The sequence below is a fragment of the Algibacter mikhailovii genome (assembly GCF_014651495.1).
In the GTDB taxonomy this organism is placed as follows: Bacteria; Bacteroidota; Bacteroidia; order Flavobacteriales; family Flavobacteriaceae; genus Algibacter_E; species Algibacter_E mikhailovii.
In genome coordinates this window covers 621,351-647,345 of record NZ_BMWZ01000001.1, presented here as the reverse complement: position 1 = coordinate 647,345, position 25,995 = coordinate 621,351, and the positions used below count along the sequence as shown (strand labels likewise).

Below are 25,995 nucleotides of genomic sequence, written 5' to 3'. Positions count from 1 at the left end.
CTTATAGCAAAAGGGCAATATAATTAATCAGGATTTTACGGTCTTCTTTGATGTACATCATCATGGCTAGTTTATAATCTACACGTGATAACTGTTTTAAATTCAATATTCAATAAATTTTACGGTGAAATAAAATAAAATACCGATAAAATGCATATTTTGTAGTAAATTTTGTTCCTACTTCGAAATAATTCCCGATATTTATGCCGTTAAATAACAATAAAATCGGTTTAAGTGCGAAATATTGAAGTCTTAATCTTACGTTAAATTTGGTTTTATTAAAAAGCGTTAACGGTTAATATTTCTTTTTACACCCTAAATAAAAGAGAAAAGCCAAAACTAACCAATATGAATAGATCTACTTTGCAGTTTGTTATACTGTTCTCTTTATTTTCTATTTCAGGAATCGCACAAAACTATAAGCCATTTTCTATTAGAAAAAACATAGAATTAAAGGGAAATATGGTTGTTATTGGGAATAATATCTTAGGACAAGATAATGCTCCTTTTAATGATTTGAGTAGGGATAATCAAGACATATCAATGCAGTATATTGATATTGATAGCGACGGCACTACATTTAGTTCAAGTAGTGCAGATGTTGTTTTACCAGATCAACCTGATGGAAGTTCAACTACATGTTACCGAGCGGTTTATGCTGGATTGTATTGGAGTGCCATTTTACAGAGTGGAGATCGTTCGTCCATAAATCAAGTTAAATTTAAATTACCTAATAGTACGAGCTATAATAATGTGGTTGGTGAAGTAGTTTATGATGCCATTGTGGATCCAATTCCATCTTTTTCAGGAGAACCTGACAATACTCCTTATGTTTGTTATGCCGATGTCAGTAACTTGCTATCCGGTTTAAGTGATTTAGAAGGTACATATACATTAGCAAATGTTACCTCAAGTCTTGGTTCCAACTTTTCTACAGGATTGGCAGCAGGTTGGACGCTGGTCATGATTTATGAGAACCCTAATTTGAATACTAAATCATTCACTGTTTTTGATGGCTTTAGTCATATTTATGATTCTCACACCGAGACAATTCCTATTTCTGGTTTTAACACACCACCTTCGGGCTCAATTGACATTCAAATGGCTTATGCGGCTTTAGATGGAGACAGAACCAAGCGTGCTACCAAAATGGAAATTGATGGAAAGAGTGTTACATCATCATTTAGACCAGCAAACAAATTCTTTGGATCGGTTATTGAAAACTCGGATGGTGTAGCACATCCAAGAAACCCTTATAGTGCTAATACTTTGGGTTATGATACAGGCTTTTTAGAAATTAAAAATGCAGAGCCAGAATATGTAGGAAATGGTGATACAACATCAGGATTTACATTGCAAGTGGCAAGAGGGCAAGCAGATCCGATTTTTACTTTTTTAAATTCATTTGCAGTCGATGTGATAGCGCCAGACATTGTGCTAACTAAAATAGTTACGGATGATACGGGTGCCGAAATAGACGGTGCTGATGTTGTGCTAGGACAGCGTTTGTTTTATGAAATAACTTATGAAAGTGTTGGAAATGACAATGTAATTAATTTCACATTGAAAGATGTGTTGCCTGATAATATATTTTTTGATCCAGATACAGATATTGATTTAAGTAATGCCGGGGGTGCCACTCTTCAATCTTATGATGATGCAACAAGAACACTGATATTTAATATTCCTAACAGTTCAGTAGAAATTGGCGATCCAAAATATGTGATAAGGCTTGCAACACAGGTAGTATCAGATTGTTATGACTTAAGTCAGGCTTGTTCAAATGAGATTACTAATCAGGCCTTTGCTTCTTACAGTGGAGTAATCAATAATACATTAGTAGTAGATGAGGGAAGTTTTGCAACAACGGTATGTTTTGGTATTCCAGGTTCAACTAATTTTTTAATCGATATTGAAAACTGTAATTATCAAAGAGATCAAGTTTTATGTGGATCTAGTGTAGAATTAGTAGCTGCAGACGGCTATGATAGTTATTCTTGGTCTACAAGCCCAACAGGAACCCCTGTAGTTGGAACGGATCAAACTTATACGGCTTCAAATTTAGGAACATATTACGTAACGAATACAACATTATCAACTTGTACTTCAATTAATGAGGAAATTAGTGTGATACCATACGGTAGTACACTAACCAACCCTATTATTCCTTTTGCCGATGAAGTTAATATATGTCCGAATGACGGAAAATCATTACCGGATATATATTTATGTGGTGTAAATGCTACGCGATCAATTAATACAGGAATAGCAGATGCAGTATCTATTATTTGGGAAAAATTAGATGAATCAAGTTGTTCTGCTGTTGGTGTGGATGATTGTGCTAATGAGAATTCTAGTTGTGTTTGGAATCAAATTGCCACTGGACCAAATTATGTGTCGGATACCTCCGGTCAATTCAGAATCGTAATAAACTATCTGGGAGGATGTTTTAGTATTTATTATTTTAACGTTTATGCGAATCTCTTAGCACCAACCATATCCGCTAAAGATATTATATGTAATACCCAAGGACAAGTTACAGCAGGAGGTGTGCCAACCGATTACGAATATAGTTTAGATCCATTGGGACCTTACCAGCCATCGAACGTATTTGCAGTGAGCTCACCGGGATATTATACGATTTATTTAAGACAATTAGGTGTTGATAGTAATCCATGTGTTTTTGAAACGCCAAGTGCGTATGTAAGACTAAGAGATATTTCTATTACACCCAATGTTATACAACCACAATGTTTTGGAGATAAAGGAACTATATCAGTCGCGGTTAACGATGGTTTGCCTCAATACAATTATTCTATCTCGCTTAGCGGCACTCTAGTAAATAGTTCAGGGCTTACCGATCAATCGGATTATACTTTTTCAAATTTAAATCCAGGATTATATACCATAGATATATCAACTGATGATAGTTGTATATTTCGTGAGAATATTGAGATTATCGAACCAGCCAATTTAGAGGCAACTTCAGGGATAACAAGACCTTTGACATGTGAAGATGGGGAAATTACCATTTATCCAGTAGGAGGAACAGCGCCATATTTCTATTATGTAAATAGTACAACTGTTTTTCAAAATTCGCCAGTAATTCCTGTTACGGCATCTGGAACTTTTAATATAGAAGTATTTGATTCTAATAACTGTTCTGCTCAAACATCTATAACAATTAATCAAATAGCAGAGCCTGCTTTTGATATTGTTGAGACCGATATTTTGTGCTATGGAAGTAGTTCAGGCCAGTTAGAATTTAACGTTTCTAATGCTAATGGTTATTCCATTGAATATAGTATAGACAATGGAGTAACTTATACATCCAATCCTACTTTTTCAAATCTTGCTTCGGGAACGTATCAAGCATTGATTCGATATACCCTAAATACTACTCAATGTATTAGTACATCTAAGGTTGTAGCGGTATCAGAACCACCAGTAGCAGTAACAGCCTCAGCTGGCGTATCGCAATTGGCAGGTTGTGGACCTTCTGGAGAAGGTGCTGTGCGTATAACTAATCCGCAAGGCGGTGTCCCACCTTATGAATATAGTTTTGATAGTCAAGGGTCATGGACAACAACAAACGAAGCATTTTTAGCTCCAGGAACATATACTTTATATGTTAGAGACTCCAATAGTTGTGTGTTCCCAATGACAGATGTTACCATTGACCAAGAACCAATAGCCCCAACTATTGCTATATCAGATCCTGATTTTAATTGTGATGGCTCTGGAAATTCAACAGTCACGATTACAAATTCAGGAGGTGATGCATTTCTTTACACCTATTTACTTGATAATGTAGAAAACCCAAATACAACAGATCCTACAGTTTTTCTGGATGTTCCTAATGGTGACCATATAATTAGTGTGAAGTATGAGTTACAAACTGTACCTAGCTATAGTAATTTATTATTTGAAGATTTTGGTTCTGGTCCTGATGTTAGTTCTCCAGGTATTAATTCTGCATTTTGTTTTGAACGTCAAGTAGAGGCTACCAAATGTAATGGAGATGAACGTTTAGGTAATGGCGAGTATACGGTTACGAATAGACTCAAAGGTAATATTTATGAAGGTTGGCATAATCCAATCGATCATACTTCAGGAAGTGCACAAGGCAGATATTTGGCAGTAGATGCTGGAAGTGTAATACCTAATAATGCCGTTTTATATAGGAAAACAATTGGAGATATAATTCCAAATCAGCCCATTCAAGTACGTTTTTATGCCACAAATTTATTAAAGTTAGGTAATACTCAGCCTGATGCATCACTTACTGTAGAACTTCAAGATACCAATGGTACGCCATTATCTTCAGAGTCCACAGGAGGAATACCAAAAACAAACGGATGGGTAGAATATAATAGAACGATTAATCCGGGTAACAATACAACGCTTGATTTTGTTTTAAGACTAGAAGTGTCACAAACTGATGGTATAGATTTTGCTGTTGATGATATCCAAGTTTTTCAATTGCCTACAGCATGCACTACGCAAAGAGATTTTCCAATAAACATTGAATCTGGTAAAGCATTTTCACCAGGAATTATGAGCGCAACTAATGTTAGCTGCGAAGGTGCTGCAGATGGCACTATAACAGTTGTAGCAGAAAATTTTGATGCAAACAATGGCTTTCAATATTCTTTAGGTGGTTCTACTTGGATTACGGCTAATAATTCACCACACACTATTACAGGATTAGATGTGGGCACGTATAATATTGGGGTTCGTTATGACGCTATAGCTACGGCGTGTAATTTCAGTTTTAGTCAAAGTATTATGGCGCCAGAAGTGTTAACTGTAACAGCTACGGCAACGCCAATAACCTGTCTTAAGGGGGCAGAGGTTCGTGCTAATGCAGCAGGGGGTACTCCGGCATATGGATATGAATTATTGGATACGGCTTTTAATTTAGTGGCCAATTTTCCTTCAAGTGGCGTTTTAACTAATATTGGCGTAGGTGATTATATTATTCGTGTAACAGATGCAAATAACTGTACCCAAACAACGCCATTAGTATTAGTAGACCCAACGCCACCATCGGCAAGTATTATTAATTTAGATTATTGCTATAATGCGTTAGATGGCGCCACATTAGAAGTAGAAGCTACAGATGGTCTAGCACCATATCAATATAACATTAATGGAGGCGCCTTTCAAGAAAGCCCTGTGTTTTCAAATTTAACACCGGGAACGTATACAATAGGCGTTAGAGACACCAATGGATGTGTATTTACATCACCAGCGGAATCTATAGCACTGCCGGTTGGAGTAAATACTGTTTTAATAAAAGAATTAGATTGTACGCTTTCACCAGAGGCTATAATTACGGGTGCTATTTCCAATGGCTATCCAGATGATAGTTTAGGATATACCTATTCGGTTTCAATAAATTCAGGAGCTTATGTTGATTTAGGTAACACAGGCACATCATTTAGTTATACTGCGGCAACAGCGGGGACATATACATTTAGAGTTACTGATGTAAACTCTTGTGAAAGCTTTTCAAATGTTATTACGGTCAGCCCTATAGAATTACCAACGGCAACTGTTGATACTTTAAATCCGAGTTGTAATGGATCGGCTAATGGATCTGTACAGATTATCCCTTCTGGAGGCACCGGACCGTATGAATATAGTTTTAATGGCAGCGTTTTTAATGCAACTTCCTTATATACAGGGCTAAGTGCAGGTATTAATTATTCCTATCAAGTTAGAGATTCCAAAGCGTGTATTTCAAGTGCCGGTTCAATAACATTGACTGAGCCTTCTATATTGACTTCAAACGCTACTGTGACAGATTTTAGTTGTGATGCTTCAAATGGCAGTCAAGCAGGGCTTATTACCATAGAGGTTCCAACAACTGGAACGGCACCATACAGATATAGTTTTGATGGTGGGGCTTCCTTCACTGCGTCCAATACTTTAACGGTTAATGATGATGGAACCAATCAATTATTTTCTTATGTTGTACAAGATGCCCAAGGTTGTACAACGATAGCCCAAGATATTACCATTGATTTTCTTAATCCTCCTTCAGATTTAGTTTTTGACGCTTCGGCTATTACCTGTGATAATAATACCTCAACTGTAAATGTAATCGCAACAAATGGAGCGGGACTTTTAGAGTTTGAAACTATTGAACCATCACCAATCATAGTTTCGAAACAAACTTCAAATGTGTTTACAGGTTTAACTGCAGGAACGTATCTTTTTAAAGTGACCGATGCTAATGGTTGTTATTTTACAAAATCTATGACCATAAACCCGGTTACAGAAATAGTAGCCACAGCACAGGTAGCCAATCATGTGAAATGTAATGGAAGATCAAATGGAGCTATAGGCGTAAGGGTTGATCGTTTTACAACAACTTACAGTTATAGTTTTAATGGAGGACCGTTAGTTTCTGGACAATCAAACCCACGTTTACTATTTACGGGTTTACCTGCGGGTGTTCAAACCTTTGTAGTGACTGATGATGCTACAGGATGTACGTATACAGAAACAGTGACGGTAACCGAACCAACAAGTCCGGTTGTAATCACTAGTGCGGTGGCAACAAATGTACATTGTAATGAAGATAATTCTGAAATCACGATAACAGCATCTGGTGGGACACCGGGTTACCGATATGTAGCAGTTCAATTTGGGGATCCAGTACCAGGATTTGGTAATAATAATAATAATGGTAATATAGTTACTGTAGATACTAATGGCGGTACAGATTTAGACTGGGGTGTTTATGTCATTGATTCAAATAATTGTGTTGGTTTTACAAGACTCGCTATCGTATTAGATGATGAACCAACAGTAACAGTGCCTGCCGTATCTTTAGACCAATGTAATGTTTCAGATGGTTTTTCATTTACCGCAGTAGGAACGGGTATTGCACCATTATCTTATAGCATTAATGGAGGGTCTTCATATCAATCAAGTCCGACCTTTGTTGTAAATACGCCTGGATCCTATACTGTGCGAATTCAAGATGCTAATGGCTGTATTGCTGATAGTTCAAATCCCATAGAGATTTATGAACCATTAACTACGAGTGCAGTCTTAACCAAGGATATTACTTGTTTAATAGGAAATGAAGATGCCATTATAGATGTTGGAGTTTCTGGAGGGAATGCGCCCTATACTTATAAAGTGAAAGTTGATTTGGGCGTTTATGGCCCTTCAACAAGTATAACAGGATCAAATTTTACTTTTGATACCGCTGTAGCTGGAATCTATCAATTTGAAATTACGGATGCTAATGGTTGTATTCAGGAAACGAATACAATTGCGGTAACTAATACAATAAATCCAGAGTTCTCAGTAAATCCTGTTTTAGTACAATCCATTTTATGTCATGGTGAAGAAACTGCCGAGATTGAAGTGACAATTGATACCACAAAAGGTTTAGCGCCTTTTGTTATTAATGTGTTTAATGATACAGAAAGTAGGGATTATGGTACGCAAACTTCTGGTTTAGATGCAGGTAGTTATACCGTTACCGTAACTGATGCTAAAGGGTGTACAGCATCAGAAGCAATTACTATTGGTGAGCCAAACCCAATAACTTTAGATTTTGATGTTACGCCTATTACCTGTGGACCGGGTGGTGTTTCTTTAGGTGAAATAATTATTAATTCGGTTACCGGAGGGACTCCTAATTATACGTATCATGTTACTGGTGTTAATTATAGCAATGAAATTTTGAACCAAACAGGGGGTACTCAGATATTCGAGGTCGTGAATTTTGGTTTATATGAGATTATAGTTACTGATGCTAATGGCTGTACTTTGTTAGAACAGAATATAAAGGTAGCTTCGCCACCTGACGATTTAGATATTGAAATTGCCACAACAGTTGATTGTGCCAATGGAGGTGAAGCTGAAGTTAGAATTGGAGCGTCTTCGAGTATTACTGGAGCTGGGCCATTTTATTTCGCTATATACACTGGAAGCGGGATGGTTTATGATGGCAGTCCAGCATGGCAATTAGGAGCAGGGACTCCAGTATCAACAACCTTTACCAACCTGTTACCAGATGTTTTATATACGTTTATTGTATACGATGCCGATACGAAATGTTATTATTATGAAACGGCAACAACACCTATTGAGACCAATTCAACGCTTAGTATTTCGGGATTAATATCGCAAGATATTACTTGTAGAGGAAATTCAGATGGTCATGTGAGTTTTGACGTAACTAGTGTTTATAACGTTGATACTAATATTATATATCAAGTTTTTGATGCCCAATCACTTGCCCCGGTTACACCTACAGCAATTTCTGGAACTGGTATTGTGCCAGCCAACAATACGTTTTCGGTTAGTAATTTAGGTCCATTAGATTTCGGTAATTATGTGGTTGTTATAGAAGAAGATTCAGGTCCCTTTAAAGGATGTGGAATAGCAACAATTCCATTTAATATTTCAGAATCTGCTGTTGATTTAAACCTTACCGCTTCAGCTACAAGAAACCAAAACTGTAGTGAATTAGGAGTGATTTCGGCTGTGGCCAAAGATGGAACTGCGCCTTATGAATATCAATTTTTACTGGAAACAGATGCGGCCCCATTAGCAACTGATGCAGGTTGGATTAGTGCAAATACTTTTGAAGGCACGGCACAGGAGTATACTGTTTATGTTAAAGATGCCTATGGTTGTATTCAAGATGTGGATGTAACTATTGATTTAGACCAAGAGCCAAACTTCACAGGAATCACAGAAACAAGCACTTGTTTTGATGGTTCAGGATTTGATATTGAAATTACAGGAGGTACAGGAGTTGCACCACTTACCTATAGTATTGGAGGTGCTTTTCAAGAGAGTCCTAATTTTACATTAGCAACGGCTGGTAGTTATTCAGTTACTATTAAAGACGGTAATGGGTGTACCAATACAACGCCTTATACGCATATTGTGGAACCGCCTTTATCTTTAGACGTTACTGCAACAGCATTAGATTGTATTATAAATCCAGCTGAATTCACATTTACTACAAATGGTGGAGATGGCACGTATACTTATGAGGTTAGTATAGACGGAAACCCATACTTGGGCATAAGCCTGCCATATACCACAAGCACTGCAGGTAATTATCAATTTAGGGTTTCAGATGCTCAAATGTGTCAAGCAGAGTCTGCGGCAGTGATTGTTGAACCCACTGAAATCCCAACGTTTACTGAAACACATACTCATGTAACTTGTAATGGTGATGATAATGGACGTATTGTGATAACAGCAACTGCTGGTATTGGTCCGTTTGAGTATGGCATTGATGATGGAACAGGAGTGGACTTTCAAAATTCAAACATATTTAATGATTTACCTGGGGGAACTTATGATATTATTGTTAGAGATAGTAAGGGATGTGAATCTGTAATTTCAGCGGCTACCCAGATTGAAATTACAGAACCTTCAATATTAGTTACCGCCGCAAGTGCAACACCTTTTACTTGTAATGCGGCAAATACATCAGAAGGCGCTACAATAACTATTGATTTACCAACTACAGGAACAGCGCCATATTCTTATAGCATTGATGGTTCTGCATACGTTGCTAGTAATACTTTTGTGGTCTATGATAACGGTTCAGATCAAACCATTGCCTATGGTATTCAAGATGCAAATGGTTGTACTTATGACGGTGTAGTGACCATATCAAAATTTGATCCTCCTACAGATTTAGAGTTTTCTAGTAATGCAATAACCTGTATTAACACCACTACAGATGTTGAAATAACGAGTGTTTTAGGAGGCGTTGCTCCATTGGCCTATGAAATAATAGCACCTGCAAGTGCAACAGGCAACACTTCTGGTAATAGCTCAGGTATTTACACAGGATTAACACCTGATACCTACATATTCAAAGTGACCGATGGAAATGGATGTTATTATACAGAATCTTATACTGTTGCCCCTGTGACGAATATTGCTGTGCGTGGTCAGTTGGCAAATAATGTAAGTTGTAATGCCGATTCAAATGGCGCCGTTGGATTTAGAGTTAGTAATTATACGTCAACATATAGTTATGTTATAAATGGCGGTACACCGGTTACGGGGTATAGTTTACCATTTATTTTGGTTACGGGAGCAGCTGCAGGAGATCAAAGTATAGTAGTAACTGATGAGGTTACAGGCTGTACGGCTTCTTTTATAGTAACGATTGATGAACCAGATGCCTTAGCATTGACAGAAATTGAGAATATAAATGCCTCTTGTAATTTTGGTGCGCGAGTAACTGTTGAAGCTTCTGGAGGCACACCTAATTTTGAATACGCTTTTGTTCAAGATGGTGTTACTCCCAATTCAGCTGATTATACGCCAAATGCTAGTGCTGTTCTTGATGATTTATTAAATACCAATTGGGATGTTTATGTGCGCGATTCAAATGGATGTATAGAATCAATAGATGTTGTTATTAGTAGAGATGCTTTACCAAGTTTTAGTATTCCTGCAATTACGGTTGATCAATGTAACGCTTCTGGAGCCCCATTCAATTTTACGGTTACAGGTGTTAGTGGTGTTGGACCATTTAGCTATTCTATTGGTAATGGTTTTCAAACCAGTCCAACATTTAGTGTTACTGAACCAGGTAACTATTTTGTAACAGTAGGTGATGGCAATGGTTGTACAGCAACAAGTACAAGCGTAGTTACAGTATATCCAGAATTAGATGTATCACCTCGAATTTCAGGGTATCCTTCTTGTGCCAATAGTGATGGAGAAATTACAATAGAAGGCGCCGGAGGATCTGGGTCTTATACCTATTCAGTAAATACAACGGGAGCAACAATATCTGGAAATATAATTTCTAATTTACCAGCTGGAACACATATCGTTACCATTGAAGATACCGTAACCTTATGTACTACGGCGTTTTCAGTTACAATAGTTCCCGCCAGTCCTGTTACATTCACTACGGTACCTACTGCAGTAACTTGTTATGGAGGTAATGATGGTACTATAACAGTTAACCTGCCAGCCGCTAATAATAATCCTGTTTACAAGTATAGTCTTGATGGAGGATTAACGACGCAGACATCAAATGTGTTTTCGGGATTAATTGCAGGGACCTATAATATTAGTGTATATTCTGGAAGAAACTGTGTTTTAACGCAATCTGAAACAGTCATTGAACCCGATGAAATTACGATGGCATTACCTACAGTAGTTGAATATAGGTGTGCTCCGGAATCTAATGCAAGAAATTTTGCCAGTATTACGGTTGATGCTGTGATTGGAGGAAGTTCAAATTATACCATTTATGAGTTCTTGAAAGGTGGCACTGTTGTTCAAAGAACTTCGAGTAATACATTTACCGAGACGGATTTGTTAGGAGGTACTTATACCATTAATGTGTATGATGATAATGGTTGTATTGGAATTACAACAGCAGAAATTCAACCATATATTGAATTAGAAGCTTTACAAGTAGTTATTGATAATGACATCACTTGTAACCAGAATCAAGATATTAGTGTTTTAGTGACTGCTATAGGCGGGATACCATCTTTAGAATATACTTTGGAACGCACAGATGGAATGAGTCCGAGTCAAGTCAATACAACTGGACAATTTATTGGATTGGCAATTGGTGATTATACGATTGCAGTTGAAAATTTGGATACAGGATGTATGTTACAAACCGTACATTATGTAAATGATCCGAATACATTTGATATCACTATTGATAATGTAATAGACGTGACTTGTTTTAATGACTCAGATGGTAGTATTGATTTTACTTTTATTGATAGAACACCAATACCATCAGATGAATCAGGACCATTTGATTATACAATTGTAAATGCTCAAAACAATATAGTTTCATCAGGTACTACACTGAATGCAGGACCAATGAATGTTTCTGGTTTGCCTTCAGGGACTTATACTTTAACGGCAAGTTTGACAAATACACCATTTTGCTCAATTAGTAAAAACTTTACAATTTCTAGGCCTGTAGAAGCCTTAAGTATTTCAGAGAATCATACAGAAATTAGTTGTTCTAACAGTTTTAATGATGGATTAATTTCAGCGATTGCTTCTGGTGGATGGCCTGGTGGTTATGAATTTCAATTGGAATCAACAACATCAGGAGTGCTGTCACCTTTTAGTACTGCATCTGATTTCTCTGGATTACTAGCCGGTGATTATACGGTGCGTGTTAGAGATAGTAAAGGCTGTAGTGCGAGTATTAATGTGTCGCTAGAAAACCCTGTACCAATTTCTGGTCTAATTGATACAACCTTGTCTCCAGTTTTATGTTTTGGTGATGCAAATTCTAGTATTGAGGTGACTAATATTAGTGGAGGTCAAGGACGCAATTATACCTTTATTCTTAATAGACTTACCCCTGTAGTAACAGCTTCCGGGCCACAAACATCACCAATCTTTACTGGGTTAGGGGCTGGAACATATAGTGTTAGCATTCAAGATGGATACGGCTGTGCCTTTACTACTGCTGAGGTTGAAATTACTGAACCTAGTACAGTTAGTGCATTATTGGTACAATCTACAAATGAGACATGTACTACTGGATCTTCAATAACATTGAGTGCTTCTGGAGGAACAGGTCCATATGAATATAGTGATAACGAGGACTTCTCTTCGATATTAGGCGGTTTTGCAGCTCAAGTAACATTAGATTTTCCTCAAGGCACTTCAGGTATCTATAAATATTATGTCAGAGACGCTAATGGCTGTGCTTCTGGTATATCAAATGAAATAGCTATAGAGCCTTTACCACCACTTGTTGTGCAAATGGATGTCACAAATGCCTTTATAAATTGTACTGGTGGAAACACAGGTATTATAGTGGCAAAAGCTCAGGGAGGATTAGGTAATTATATTTATACACTACAAGATGGAGCAGGCAGAGATATTAATCCAATGCCAACGCAAAATAGTCCAGGTGTATTTACAGATTTACCGGCTGGAACCTATCAAGTGATGGTGCGTAGTGGAAATGATTGTGAGGTTATCTCTGGTCAAGAAATTATTGCGGAACCTGCCTTAGCGTTACAAACAACATTTAGTACAACAGATGTGTCCTGCGCTGGAGGACGTGATGGTGTATTGGAAATAGTGGCGACAGGAGGTACTGGACTTATAAAGTATGCGATTTCTCCACAATTGAATCAGTTTTTTGAATCCCCAATTTTTGAAGATTTATCAGTCGGTACTTATCAAGTGGTTGTTCAAGATGAATTAGGTTGTTTTGTTGTTCTTGATTTTGAAATTGATGAACCCACACCAGTTGTGTTGAGTATTGTACCAAATTCAATTGTACCAGAGTTATGCTCAGGAGATCTTGATGCTGGCTTTAGTGTGACATTAACCGGAGGGACGTTACCTTACAGTTATAGTATAGATGATATTGAAGGTACTTATACTATTGGTGGTGCGACACAAACTCAATTTGATTTTGATAATTTGAGTGGTGGAGACCATGTGGTATATGTTCGTGATGGTGCAGGATGTGAATCGGAATGGAATATTTCATTGCCAGAATCCGTTTTATTAAATCCACAAGTTTCAGTTGACTATGGTTGTACCAGTAATATATCAACTAATACAATTACGGTTTCTATTGATGACAGTATTACTGATATTACACAAGTAGATTATTCATTAGATGGCGGCCCGTTCCAAGCAAGTAATGTCTTTATAGATGTTCCAGCAGGGACAGATCATTTTATAACAGCTAGACACACCAATGGTTGTGAGAAACAAAGTGCACCGTTTATTATAGATTTTATTGAACCTTTGGCTGTAAGTATAGGAGAAGGGCAATTAAATCAAATAGTAACCACTGTTTCTGGAGGCGTTGAGCCTTATAACTACACCCTTAATGGTGAAGACTATGGAAATGAAAATAAGTTTTTTATCTATGCTTCAGGTGATTATACCGTAGAGGTAACCGATGCTAAAGGATGTGTTTCCTCGGTAACACAATATTTTGAATACATTGATGTATGTATACCTAATTATTTTACACCAAACGGCGACAGAACGCTGGATGAATGGGGCCCCGGATGTACCACTCAATATACCGATTTAACGGTGAGAGTTTTTGATAGATATGGCCGCCAAATTACCCTATTGCATGTAAACGAGACATGGGATGGGAACTATAATGGTAATAGATTACCCTCAGGAGATTATTGGTATATTCTTAAACTGAATGATGCTAAGGATGACCGTGAGTTTGTTGGACATTTTACATTGTATAGATAAGCAGGGTAAGCCATTAAAAATTATGATTATGCAAAAAAGAAAACTCATCATATATCTACTACTCTTAGTCTTGACAAGAGGGTATGGTCAAGAGCTTAATTTGCCTGTGTTTACTCAATATTTAGCGGATAATAATTTTGTAATATCACCAACTTATGCTGGAATTGGCGATAATTTAAAGATTAGAGCCAACGGATTAACGCAATGGGCAGGAATTGATGGAGCTCCAGATAATCAATCTTTATATGGCGATGTTAGGATAGCTGATAGATCTGGAGTTGGGTTGTCTTTATACAATGATAAGAATGGAAACACAAGGCAAACGGGGATAAAATTTTCTTTTGCGCATCACCTAATCTTAGACTATTATTCAAAGCAATATTTATCCTTTGGAATTTCCTATAACATTAATACGTTTCGAATAGATTACGAAAATTTTGACGGCGGAACACAACACCCCAATTTGGACCCATTTGTAACCGATGATAGAGGTATGTCTAATAATAATTTTGATGTCGGTTTTTTATACAGAAATAAAGGTTTGTTTTTTAGTTTTAACGCCAGCAATATTTTAAAAAAGAACCTGGATGAAAACCTTAGAGTGCAAGAACCTCGATTGTTGCTTAATTATCAAGTATATTCTGGATATACTTTTAAAGGGCGTAAGGGGAGTCGTTTAGAATTTGAACCTTCATTGTTTTATCAAATGTTTAGTAGTGATAGTCGCTCAAGTACAGATGTAAACTTTAAGATTAGAAAATATAATAGAAAGGAAGATTATTTATGGGCCGGGGTTTCTTATAGGTTTTTAAATGATCAATTATTTAAGCCTTTAAATGTTGGCCCAATGGTTGGCTTTCAAAAGTCATTATTTTATTTTGGCTATGCCTACCAAATTACAACAAATCAACTGGCATCCTATAATTCAGGCACACACGTGGTTACTATTGGTCTTAATTTTTTACAAGGAATAAGTAATTGTCCTTGTACTCAAAGCCCCATAAGACACTAATATAGTTGTAGAAATGGAAGGATTCTTCTTAAAATCTATGCTTAAATAGCGCATCTTTTTTACGTTTACTTCATTAAATATTATGTTCTTAGTTACTGCTTTTAAGCTATTACTAAGTAATCTTTTCTTCTATTTTCAGGCTTGTTTTAACTGAATTTTTAAAGTTTTAGGGTGGTTTTTTCTATTGATTTTTGTCATTCACTAGTAGGTATAAAAAACACTACATTAAAGATGTAAAAACCTACAATTAGTAAATTTTTATCGACGAAATGCATATAAATCTGATTTAATACATAATATTTAAGAAAACCCTTTTAGTTTATTACCAAAATTAACGATATTTAAAAAGTCTAAATGCTAAAGTGTAAATGACATTAGTTTTAAGAAAGATAATACTTCTTAAAATTTCAAATGTATTAAACCAGCAGAATGATTAATATTTCTTTTTGAAAGCCCCAAGTAGAAAAGAAATACCAAATATAACCGCCATGAAAAAACCTACGTGTTCAAACTACGTGTTTGTAATTACTTTGCTGTTGCTAAGTATGCAATTATTTAGCCAGAACCTTATTCCTTTTAATCCAAGATTTGACCAAGCCATTAAGGGTGATATACTTCTTATAGGAAATAGTAATGTTGGTCTACACGTGTCTGACCCATATAACGGAACAGATACCAATGACCGCTTGGATGCAGCCGTATTTGTAGATATTGATGGAGATCCTAGCACCTTTAATTCTAGTAGTGCAGATTTAGATGTTCCTAATGATGTCACATGTTATAGAGTAGTTTATGCCGGATTGTATTGGAGTGCCGTGGTGGATGGTGATACCCCAATTTCCGATATTAAATTTAAAACCCCTGGAGGTTCATATGTAGATATTTCTGGAACCGAAATATATTTTCAAGATGCAGATACAGATCGTTATTCTAATACCTATGCCTATTACCATGATGTGACAGATATGTTAACAGCCTTACCAGACCCTGAAGGTACTTATTCGGTGGCTAACATATCTTCAATGGTTGGACCGAAACCAAATAGCGAGGGACTTTCTGCAGGATGGTCTCTTTTCGTAGTTTATGAAGATCCCCTTTTACCAAGTAAATATATTACCTCATTTGATGGGTTTACTAAAATTACAAGTACAATAAATGAAACCATTCCAGTTTCTGGGTTTGAAACTATTCCGACTGGGCCTGTAAGAGCAAAGTATGCTTTTAGTACCATTGAAGGAGATAGAAGATGGACTGGAGATTACTTACTACTTAATGGAACGCCAATAAGTGCAACAAATAATGCAGGTACAATCATAAGGGAAGAAGATAACTTTTTCAATAGTACATCTTCTATTATAGATCCACTTACCAATACACCGGAGATTATGACCACCAGACTTCCTGATGGATCAAATACTTTGGGGTTTGATTCGGGTATAATAAATGTCCCAAATGCTGGTAATACTTTGATTTCCAATGGTGCAACCTCAGCTACAATAAGTCTTGGTAGTAATTTAGATATCTATTATTTTTATTTTAATGCGTTCGCTATTGAAATTATAGCGCCAAATATTGTTTTAACCAAAATTGTTGAAGATGAATTTGGTAATGATATTGGCGGACAGATTGTTGATTTGGGCGATGAGCTGTTTTATACCATCGGTTTTCAAAACACAGGAAATGATGATGCCACTGATTTAACCATACGTGATATTATACCTACTAATATTGTGTTTAATTATCCAGAGGATATAGAATATCTACCACCGGGAGTAACTGTACAGAGCTATAATCCAACCACTAGAGAACTTATTTTTAGAGTAGATAGGGATGTTGTAGAGGAAAATGACCCTGTGTCATCATTAAAGTTTAAAGTTACAGTTGTTTCAACATGTAGCTTATTGAGTGATGCTTGTTCAAATAATATTGATAATCAGGCGTACGCTACTTATAAAGGAACTATTAATCCTGATTTTGTGATTTCTGATGATCCTAGTTTCAACAGTAGTTCAGGTTGTTTACTTACACCAGGGGCAACAAACTTTTTAGCAGATATCAATGATTGTACTTTTGAGGAAGAAGTAATCCTTTGTGGTGAGAATGTGCAGTTAACAGCTGGTAATGGCTATGATAAATATTCATGGTCAACAAGTCCAACAGGGGTTCCTGTTATTGGAACAAGTCAGACGATAACAGTCACATCAACCGGTACATACTATGTACACAACACTGCTGTGGCGCCATGTCAAGATACAGACCAAATATTTGAAGTTATTACTTTCGGAGCCAATGTTACCAATCCTGTAATACCTTTTGCAGATGAAGTGGTGACTTGTCCTAATGATGGTAAAGAATTACCCAATATCTTTTTATGTGGTACAACTGGAGCAAGACTCATTCAAACTAATATTTCAGATACCACTTCCATGATATGGGAAAAATTAGATGAATCCAGTTGTACGGCAGTTGTTAATCAAGATTGTGCCAATGAAGATTTAGCCTGTACTTGGAATCAGGTAGCAACGGGGCCTGATTTTATGGCGGATACAGCTGGTCAATACAGACTGACCATGAATTATACAGGTGGGTGTTTTAATCAGTTTTATTTTAATATATACACTAACTTATTAGTACCAACAGTCACAAAAAGAGATATATATTGTGCCACTCCAGGTGAAATTGTTGTGGGTGGGGTTCCAAATGGCTATGAATACAGTATTGATGGTGTAAATTATCAAACTAGTAATACATTTTCTATAACAACGGCCAGACAGTATTCTATATACCTGAGACAAATTGGTGTTACACCTAATCCTTGTATTTTTGAAGTACCAGATGTTCAAATTGTAGACCATGACTTTACGGTATCTTCAATCATATCGCAACCTTTGTGTTATGGCGATTTAGGAAGTGTGTCAGTGGCGGCTAATGATGCCAGACCGCAGTATTACTTTTCAATCTCAGAAGGCTCTACGCTGATTGATCAGGTAGGACCAATTTCTCAAAATAACTATACCTTTTCAAACTTAAATCCGGGTACATATACCCTTGACGTGTCTACGGATGATGGTTGCGTCTTTTCAGGAGATATTGAAATTATTCAGCCTCCGCTATTAGAAGCTACATCAGCACTTACTACCCCTTTAACCTGTACAGACGGAGAAATCACAGTATATCCAGTAGGGGGAACGCCTCCGTATTATTACTTTGTAAATAGTACTACAGTTTTTCAAAGTACACCATTAATTGCTGTAACATCAGCGGGTGTTTATAATATTACCGTTGTAGATTCAAACAATTGTACAGCTGAAACATCAATTACAGTTGAACCCGTAGTAGAGCCAGATTTTAATGTTATTACAAGTGATATTCTTTGTACAAGTCTTGGTGATTCTGGGCTCATAGAAATAGATGTTACTAATGCTAATGGAAATAGTCTTGAGTATAGTATTGATAATGGGACCACCTTTGTTAGTTCTCCTGTATTTTCCGGTTTATCTGCTGGTATTTATAATGTAGTGATACAATATGGAATTGGTTCAGATGTTTGTACTTCTTTACCACAAACAGTTAGTATAAATACTGCTGATCCTTTATTCGGAACAGCTGTAGTTACCGTGCCGTTCACTTGTATTTCTAATGGTGAAATATCGGTTTCTGGGGTTACTGGTGGAACTGCACCATATTCCTATAGTATTGATGGCATTAATTTTCAAAATGGTTCATCATTTTCAGGATTGACGGATGGAAGTTATACCGTTTATATTAGAGATGCTAGTACTTGTGTGTTTATCTCAGCACCTGTAGAAATGGAAGCTTTAAGCCCTCCAACAGATTTATCTTTTGTAAATACGCCTTTGAGTTGTCCGTTAAATGTAACTGATGTAAGTATAACCACAACAGGAGGAAATGGAACGCTTAATTATGAAATAATTGCACCGGCTAGTGCTACTTCAAATATTAGTGGAGCCTCTAACGGAATTTTTACTGGTTTAATGCCAGGCACATATACTTTTCAAGTTACAGATGAATTCAGTTGTAGTTATTCTGAATCATACACGATTGCTCCTTTACCACCGGTGACTTTAAACACGGTGCTCACAAAAGATTTGGATTGTACCTTATCACCTGAGGCTGTAATTACCGGTACCATAACCAGTGGTGTAGCACCATTTAGTTATACAGTGTCTTATAATGGGGGAGCTTACAGCGCACCAGTACCAACAAGTTCAACTTTTGCTTATACAGCAGCAAATCCCGGAACCTACCAAATTCAGGTAACCGATGCTAACGGTTGTTCTGCTGAATCAAGATTACAATTTATTAATGCAATCTCTCCACCAGAGATAAGCTTGGCACAAACACAATCAAATTTATGTCATGGAGATACTAATGCGGCATTTGATGTTATTATCAACAATGCCGTTGGTACACCGCCATTCCAAATAAACGTTATTAATACAACACTAGGATCAAATTTTGGTGCTCAAACGTCTGGATTACCTGCAGGAAATTATGAAGTAACAATTACAGATGCTAAGTTTTGTACTGATACAAAATCAATTGTTATCGCGGAACCTTTAGCCATTAGCGTTAGTAATAGTACAGTGCCTATTACTTGTGGGGCCTTAGGTGTGTCTCAAGGTTCTGTAATTATTGATGGTGTTACAGGAGGAACGGCGCCTTACAATTATTATGTTACAGGTTCAAACGGATATGCAAGATCTGAACTAAATGCTTCGGGTACTACCTCTACAACATTTGATGTTGTTGATTTTGGCTTGTATCAAATAAATGTTGTTGATGCTAATGGTTGTTCAATAATCGTTGAAGATTTATTAGTAGCATCGCCGCCTACAGATTTATTGATTGACATTAATACGACTTCAGATTGTATCGTTGGAGGCGAAGCCACAGTAAGTATTGGTACTACATTGGCAAGTCCAGGTCCATTCTTTTTCGCTATTTACAAAGGCGGGTCTACAGTGTATCCTAACCCTGTTGGGGACTGGGTTCCTGAAGATGCTGTCAACAGTAAATCGGCAACTTTTACAGGGCTGTTACCTGGTGTTACTTATACATTTATAGTCTATGATGATTCTACAAAATGTAGTTATTACCAGACAGCTGAAGATCCTATACCATCAAATTCAATGTTAGCTGTTACTGCACTTGCATCAAATAATATTACTTGTGTTGGCAGTGCAGACGGGAATGTTTCTTTTACAGTTAACAGTTCGTACGGTAGTTCGGTAAATATTGATTATGAGGTTTGGGATGCATTAACATCAACACCTACTGGGGTCTCAAGTTCAGGATCAGTTGGAGCCGGTGGTTCTTTAGTTGTGAGTAATTTAGGGGCGTTAGATTATGGTAATTACTTTGTGGTTGTTAGAGAAACTTCAGGCTCTAATGCCGGTTGTGCTGTGGTTACTTCTCCTTTTAATATAACAGAATCAGCTCGAGAACTAAGCATTTCAGCAAGCGTAGATAAGAATGCTAATTGTAATCCTAACTCTGGTGTGATAAGTGCTGTTGCTACTAATGGTACCGCACCTTATGTTTATCAATTAAGCACTAATGCTATTCCACCATTGGCTGATGATAGCATGTGGAGCAGTACTCAGGTATTTAATGCGGACGCTGGTTCTTACTTTGTTCATGTTCAAGATGCTTATGGTTGCATCAGGACTATACCATCTGCCTTGATAATATCTCAGGATACGCAACCCGAAATAACAGCGACACTTAATAATCAATGTACGGTGACCGAAGGTAATTTTGCTATAGATATAGCTCTAACAACACCTGGTATCCCACCTTACAGTTATAGTGTAGATGGCGGTGTATTCCAAACACGAAGTATTCCATTTACGATTACAAATTTAAATTCGGGAATGCATACTGTTGAGATTTTAGACGCTAATGGATGTGGTAATTTAGCAACAATAGATGTACAAGCACCTATTGATATCATGCCTGCAGTGGTAGCCTTACCGACTTGTAATGATAATGATGGTCAAATTGAAATAACAGCAACTGGAGGATCAGGTACCTTTTCATACCAGATAAGCCCTAATCCAGCGAGCGCAATTTTAAGCAGTAATGTTTATTCTGGACTTCCTTCTGGGAGCTATACAGTCACCATAATAGATGACTTAACCTTGTGTGAAAAAGATGCAACTATATTTTTATCTGAACCACAAGGACCTATAGTAACAGCAGTATCTAGTCCGGTTACTTGTTTTAATGAAAACGGTATTATTGATATAGATGTCCAGGGGTATTCTGGTACTTATACCTATGAGGTTTTTAATAGCCTTGGTGTTTCAGTTTTAACTGGGGCAGGAAATACAAGTTTAAATCCTCAACAAGTTAATACTTTAATGGCCGGTAATTATTCGGTTGTAATAACAGAAACATTGAGTCCATTTTGTACAGGTAGCACCAATGTTATAATTGAGTCTCCTGCGGAAGCCTTATCACTTGTTGCATCTGAAACTTCAAATGTTACTTGTGATAATAATCAAGGAACCATAGTCGCCTCAGCAAATGGTGGTTGGGGAGATTATCAATATGAATTAACAGGCGCTGCTACAGTAGCGTATTCAGCTAGTGGAACTTTTACAGGTTTAGCAGCGGGAATGTATACAGTAAATGTTTTGGATGCTGGTGGATGTATTGCCTCAGCTAATACGACCCTTATTCTTCCAACCATTATTGATGGAACAATTGCAGCCAATGCGAATATGTTATCATGCTTCGGTGATACTAATGGAAGTATTAACGTCATGGCCTCAGGAGGACAGGGAAGCAACTATACGTATACGTTAAATCAATTGTCTCCTACAATGAGTTCTTCTGGACCACAAACGACACCTTTATTTGAAGGGTTAGGTGTGGGTACTTATAATGTCCTGATTTCAGATGGTTATAATTGTGATTTTACAACAACAAGTATAAGTATAACTGAACCAACGGAGATTGAATCTTTATTGGTAAAAGAAACATCACAAACTTGTTTTACAAATTCGACACTTACCTTAAGTGCTACAGGAGGCGTAGGACCATACACTTTTAGTGATTCTCCAAGTTTTGCAAATGTTCTAGGGTCATTCACCGCTTCTACAACATTAAACGTTTCTGAGGGTACCTATGTATACTATGTAAGAGATGCTAATGGATGTGTTTCTGTCAGCTCAAATGAAATAACAATTAATCCACTTCCAACTTTAGAGGTTAATATTGATGCTACTAACGCAACTATTAACTGTACAGGTGATAATAGTGGTGTTATTGTAGCTCTAGCTCAAGGAGGTTTAGGTAGTTATAATTACACATTACAAGATGCTTCTGGAACAGATATTTCACCAGCACCAGTACAGACAACACCAGGTGTGTTTACTGAATTACCAGCTGGAACCTATCAAGTTAGTGTGACAAGTGGTCTAGATTGCGAAGCGGTTTCTGCTCAAATTTCTATTACAGAACCATCAGCAGCATTGACTGCAGATTTTTCAGTGAACAATGTAAGTTGTAATGGCGGTGATGATGGAATGATAGAAATCTTGGCTTCGGGAGGAACAGGCATTATTAAATATGCTATATCCCCACAACTTAATCAATTTTTTGACACGCCTGTTTTTAACAATTTAGTAGCAGGTGATTATCAGGCCATTGCGCAAGATGAATTAGGATGTTTTGTAATATTTGATTTCACTATTATTGAGCCAACACCAGTGTTGTTAAGTATAGTGCCTAATTCAATGGTGTCAGAAATTTGTTCAGGCGATTTAGATGCCGCTTTCAGCATTGAAATTTCAGGAGGAACTTTACCTTATAGTGTTAGCTTAGATGATATTGCTGGAACATATTTTACCGGTAACCTCACGCAAAACGTATTTGATTTTGATAATTTAAATGGTGGTGATCACATTGTTTATGTGAGAGATAGTGAAGGTTGTGAGTCTGAGTGGAATATCACCTTCCCAGACCCTGTGTTACTAGATCCACAAGTCCTAGTAGAATATGGTTGTGTTAATAATAGTATAGGCAATACAGTTACGGTAACTATAGATGCAAGCACCGATGCAACGGATGTAGATTATTCACTAAATAATGGACCTTTTCAAACAAGTAATGTCTTTACTAATATAGTTTCCGGAATAGGACATAGTATAACAGTAAGACATACTAATGGCTGTGAACAATCTACTCTAAGTTTTGATATTAATGACATAGAACCTCTAGAGCTTGATTTAAAAGATGGTGGTATTAATGAAATTGTGGCACAAGCATCAGGGGGTACAGAACCCTATGAGTATAGCCTTAATGGCGTGCCTCAAGGAGAGGAAAATACATTCATCATATATGAGTCAGGAAACTATACCGTAACAGTGATGGATAGTAATGGCTGTACGGCAGAGGTAACGAGATATTTTGAATATATAGACATCTGTATTCCAAATTTCTTTACGCCTAGTAATGGAGATAAATGGGGGCCAGGTTGTGCAGATCAATACCGAGAATTAACCTATGATATTTTTGATAGATATGGTCGAAAAATAGCCACTTTAGATTTAAATCATAAGTGGGATGGTACTTATAATGGAGCAGAATTACCAACGGGAGACTATTGGTATGTTGTTAAATTGAATGATGCCACAGATAATCGAGATTTTGTTGGACATTTTACTTTATATAGATAAGCAGGTTATGAGAATGAGAAAAATATTAATATGTCTGCTACTTTTGATACTATCAAAAGGGAACGCTCAAGAGTTAAACCTACCTGTTTTTACGCAGTATCTTGCTGATAATAGTTTTGTTGTTTCTCCAACATTTGCAGGTATTGGCGATAATATAAAAATTAGAGCCAATGGGCTTACCCAATGGGTTGGTATAAAAGGAGCTCCCGATAATCAATCTATATACGGGGATGCCAGAATTTCAAATAGGACAGGGGTAGGTGCATCATTTTATAATGATAGAAATGGAAATACCATTCAAACGGGAATGAAGTTTTCTTTTGCGCATCACCTAACATTAGATTATTATTCCGAGCAATACTTATCTTTTGGAATATCCTATAACATCAATAACTTTAGAATTGATATTAATAATTTTACGAATGGAGATGATACACCTATCAATAACCCTTATATCACAGATGACAGAAAATCTTCAAATAATAATTTTGATATAGGGGCTTTATACAGAAATAGGGGGTATTTTTTAAGTTTTAATATCAACAACCTTCTTAAGAAGGATATAGATGAAGCTATAAGAGTGTCAGAGCCAAGACTACTTTTAAACTACCAAGTATATACAGGTTATGTTTTTAATGGTCCTAAAAAAAGCGGTTTAGAATTTGAACCTTCTATTTTCTATCAAATGTTTAGTAGTGATAAAAGATCAAGCACTGATGTTAATTTTAAAGTGAGGAAATTTAATAGAAAAGAAGATTATTTATGGGCAGGTATATCTTACCGATTCTTAAATGATCAATTTTTGAAACCACTTAATATTGGTCCTATGGTTGGGTTTCAAAAATCAATATTCTATTTTGGTTATGCCTATCAAATCACTACTAATGAATTAGCTGCGTATAACTCAGGGACGCATGTTGTCACTATTGGATTAAACTTTTTACAAGGTTTAAGTGGTTGTGCCTGTACACAAAGTGCCGTACATAAGTAAGACTAGGAATTAGACAGCTTATTCAAATAGCTGTTAAAATTAAAGTATTCTATCTGTTCTATCGTACTTTGAACAGTAACCGCACCTAAGTAGTCCGTATCGGGTGAAAAAGAGAAAAGACCCCATGATTCTTTTTCATCTGAATTCCAATGGGTTTCTAATAGTTGGGCTTTATCATCAGAATCTAAAGACACCGAGAAGGAATCAAGGGCAAAAGATAAGCCTTGTGACTTCGCTTTTATAAATGATTCTTTTCGTGTCCAGCACCTGTAAAAGCCTTGATTATGTTCTTGAATAGGAAGTTTTTTAAGCGATTCAATTTCAAGTTGAGAGAAGTAATTGTCAACAATATCCATAACTTCAAAATCATATTTAATCTTCTCTATATCAACACCTATATCTTTATTCAAAACAAAACCAATAATGGCCATATTTCCTGAATGAGAAACATTAAATTTTAGTTCAGTTTCAATGTCGAAATCTGGTTTGCCATAGTCACCATATTTAAATAATATGTTTTCAGGGCTCATATTTAAATACATGCCTGATAATAACCGCAAAGCGCCTCGTGTTATTATTGAACAATTTTTGTCTTTATCGAACCGAAATTTTGAAGCTTTTATGATTTCATCTTGGGATAGAATATTGTTAAAAAAATTAATATATTTAAATGTTTCATTAAGACTTATATACCAAAGATGTAATTCGGTATTTAAGATGTGAAATGTCTTATCATTTAAGAAGTTCATTATATATTAAATTTCCTTTTGAGTTGAGCAAGGAAAAGTTAAACTACCATATTGGGCAGACGTTGCTCTTTCCTATATATTTGATAAAAATCGTTTATTTCTAATTAATTATAAAGAATTATTATACTTATCTGTACAACTCAAAAAGCGATTGATATGGATTTCATGTTTATGCAGGAATATACCTAACCAAGCATGCTTACAAATCAAATTAATATTTTTTAAGAATTTCGTAATTTTGATTAGTATTAAAAGGTCTATTATTCTATTCAAGACAAATGTAACATGTTATCT

General features: G+C 36.4%; 5 protein-coding genes. 4 read left to right on the top strand and 1 reads right to left on the bottom strand.

What is annotated here, in order from left to right; translation table 11 throughout:
* Positions 1-348: 348 nt before the first annotated feature.
* The 4 genes from IE051_RS02680 to IE051_RS02665 all read left to right on the top strand — a co-directional run bounded on the left by IE051_RS02680 (position 349) and on the right by IE051_RS02665 (position 24,952).
* Positions 349-14,241 (top strand): T9SS type B sorting domain-containing protein, encoded by a 13,893-nt coding sequence (locus IE051_RS02680; protein WP_189359220.1) that lies wholly within the window; start codon positions 349-351, stop codon positions 14,239-14,241.
* Positions 14,242-14,269: 28 nt separating this feature from the next.
* On the top strand, positions 14,270-15,253 hold the full coding sequence (locus tag IE051_RS02675) for a PorP/SprF family type IX secretion system membrane protein (RefSeq protein WP_189359219.1): 984 nt from the start codon (positions 14,270-14,272) through the stop codon (positions 15,251-15,253).
* 488 nt (positions 15,254-15,741) lie between these two features.
* Positions 15,742-23,961: a T9SS type B sorting domain-containing protein gene (locus IE051_RS02670; protein WP_189359218.1), complete on the top strand. Its 8,220-nt coding sequence runs from the start codon at positions 15,742-15,744 to the stop codon at positions 23,959-23,961.
* Positions 23,962-23,974: 13 nt separating this feature from the next.
* Entirely contained in the window at positions 23,975-24,952 is a 978-nt protein-coding gene (locus tag IE051_RS02665) for a PorP/SprF family type IX secretion system membrane protein (protein ID WP_189359217.1), read from the top strand.
* A gap of 2 nt (positions 24,953-24,954) precedes the next feature.
* Here IE051_RS02665 and IE051_RS02660 read toward each other — a convergent pair whose 3' ends face one another.
* On the bottom strand, positions 24,955-25,701 hold the full coding sequence (locus IE051_RS02660) for a 4'-phosphopantetheinyl transferase family protein (protein WP_189359216.1): 747 nt from the start codon (positions 25,699-25,701) through the stop codon (positions 24,955-24,957).
* Positions 25,702-25,995 lie beyond the last annotated feature (294 nt).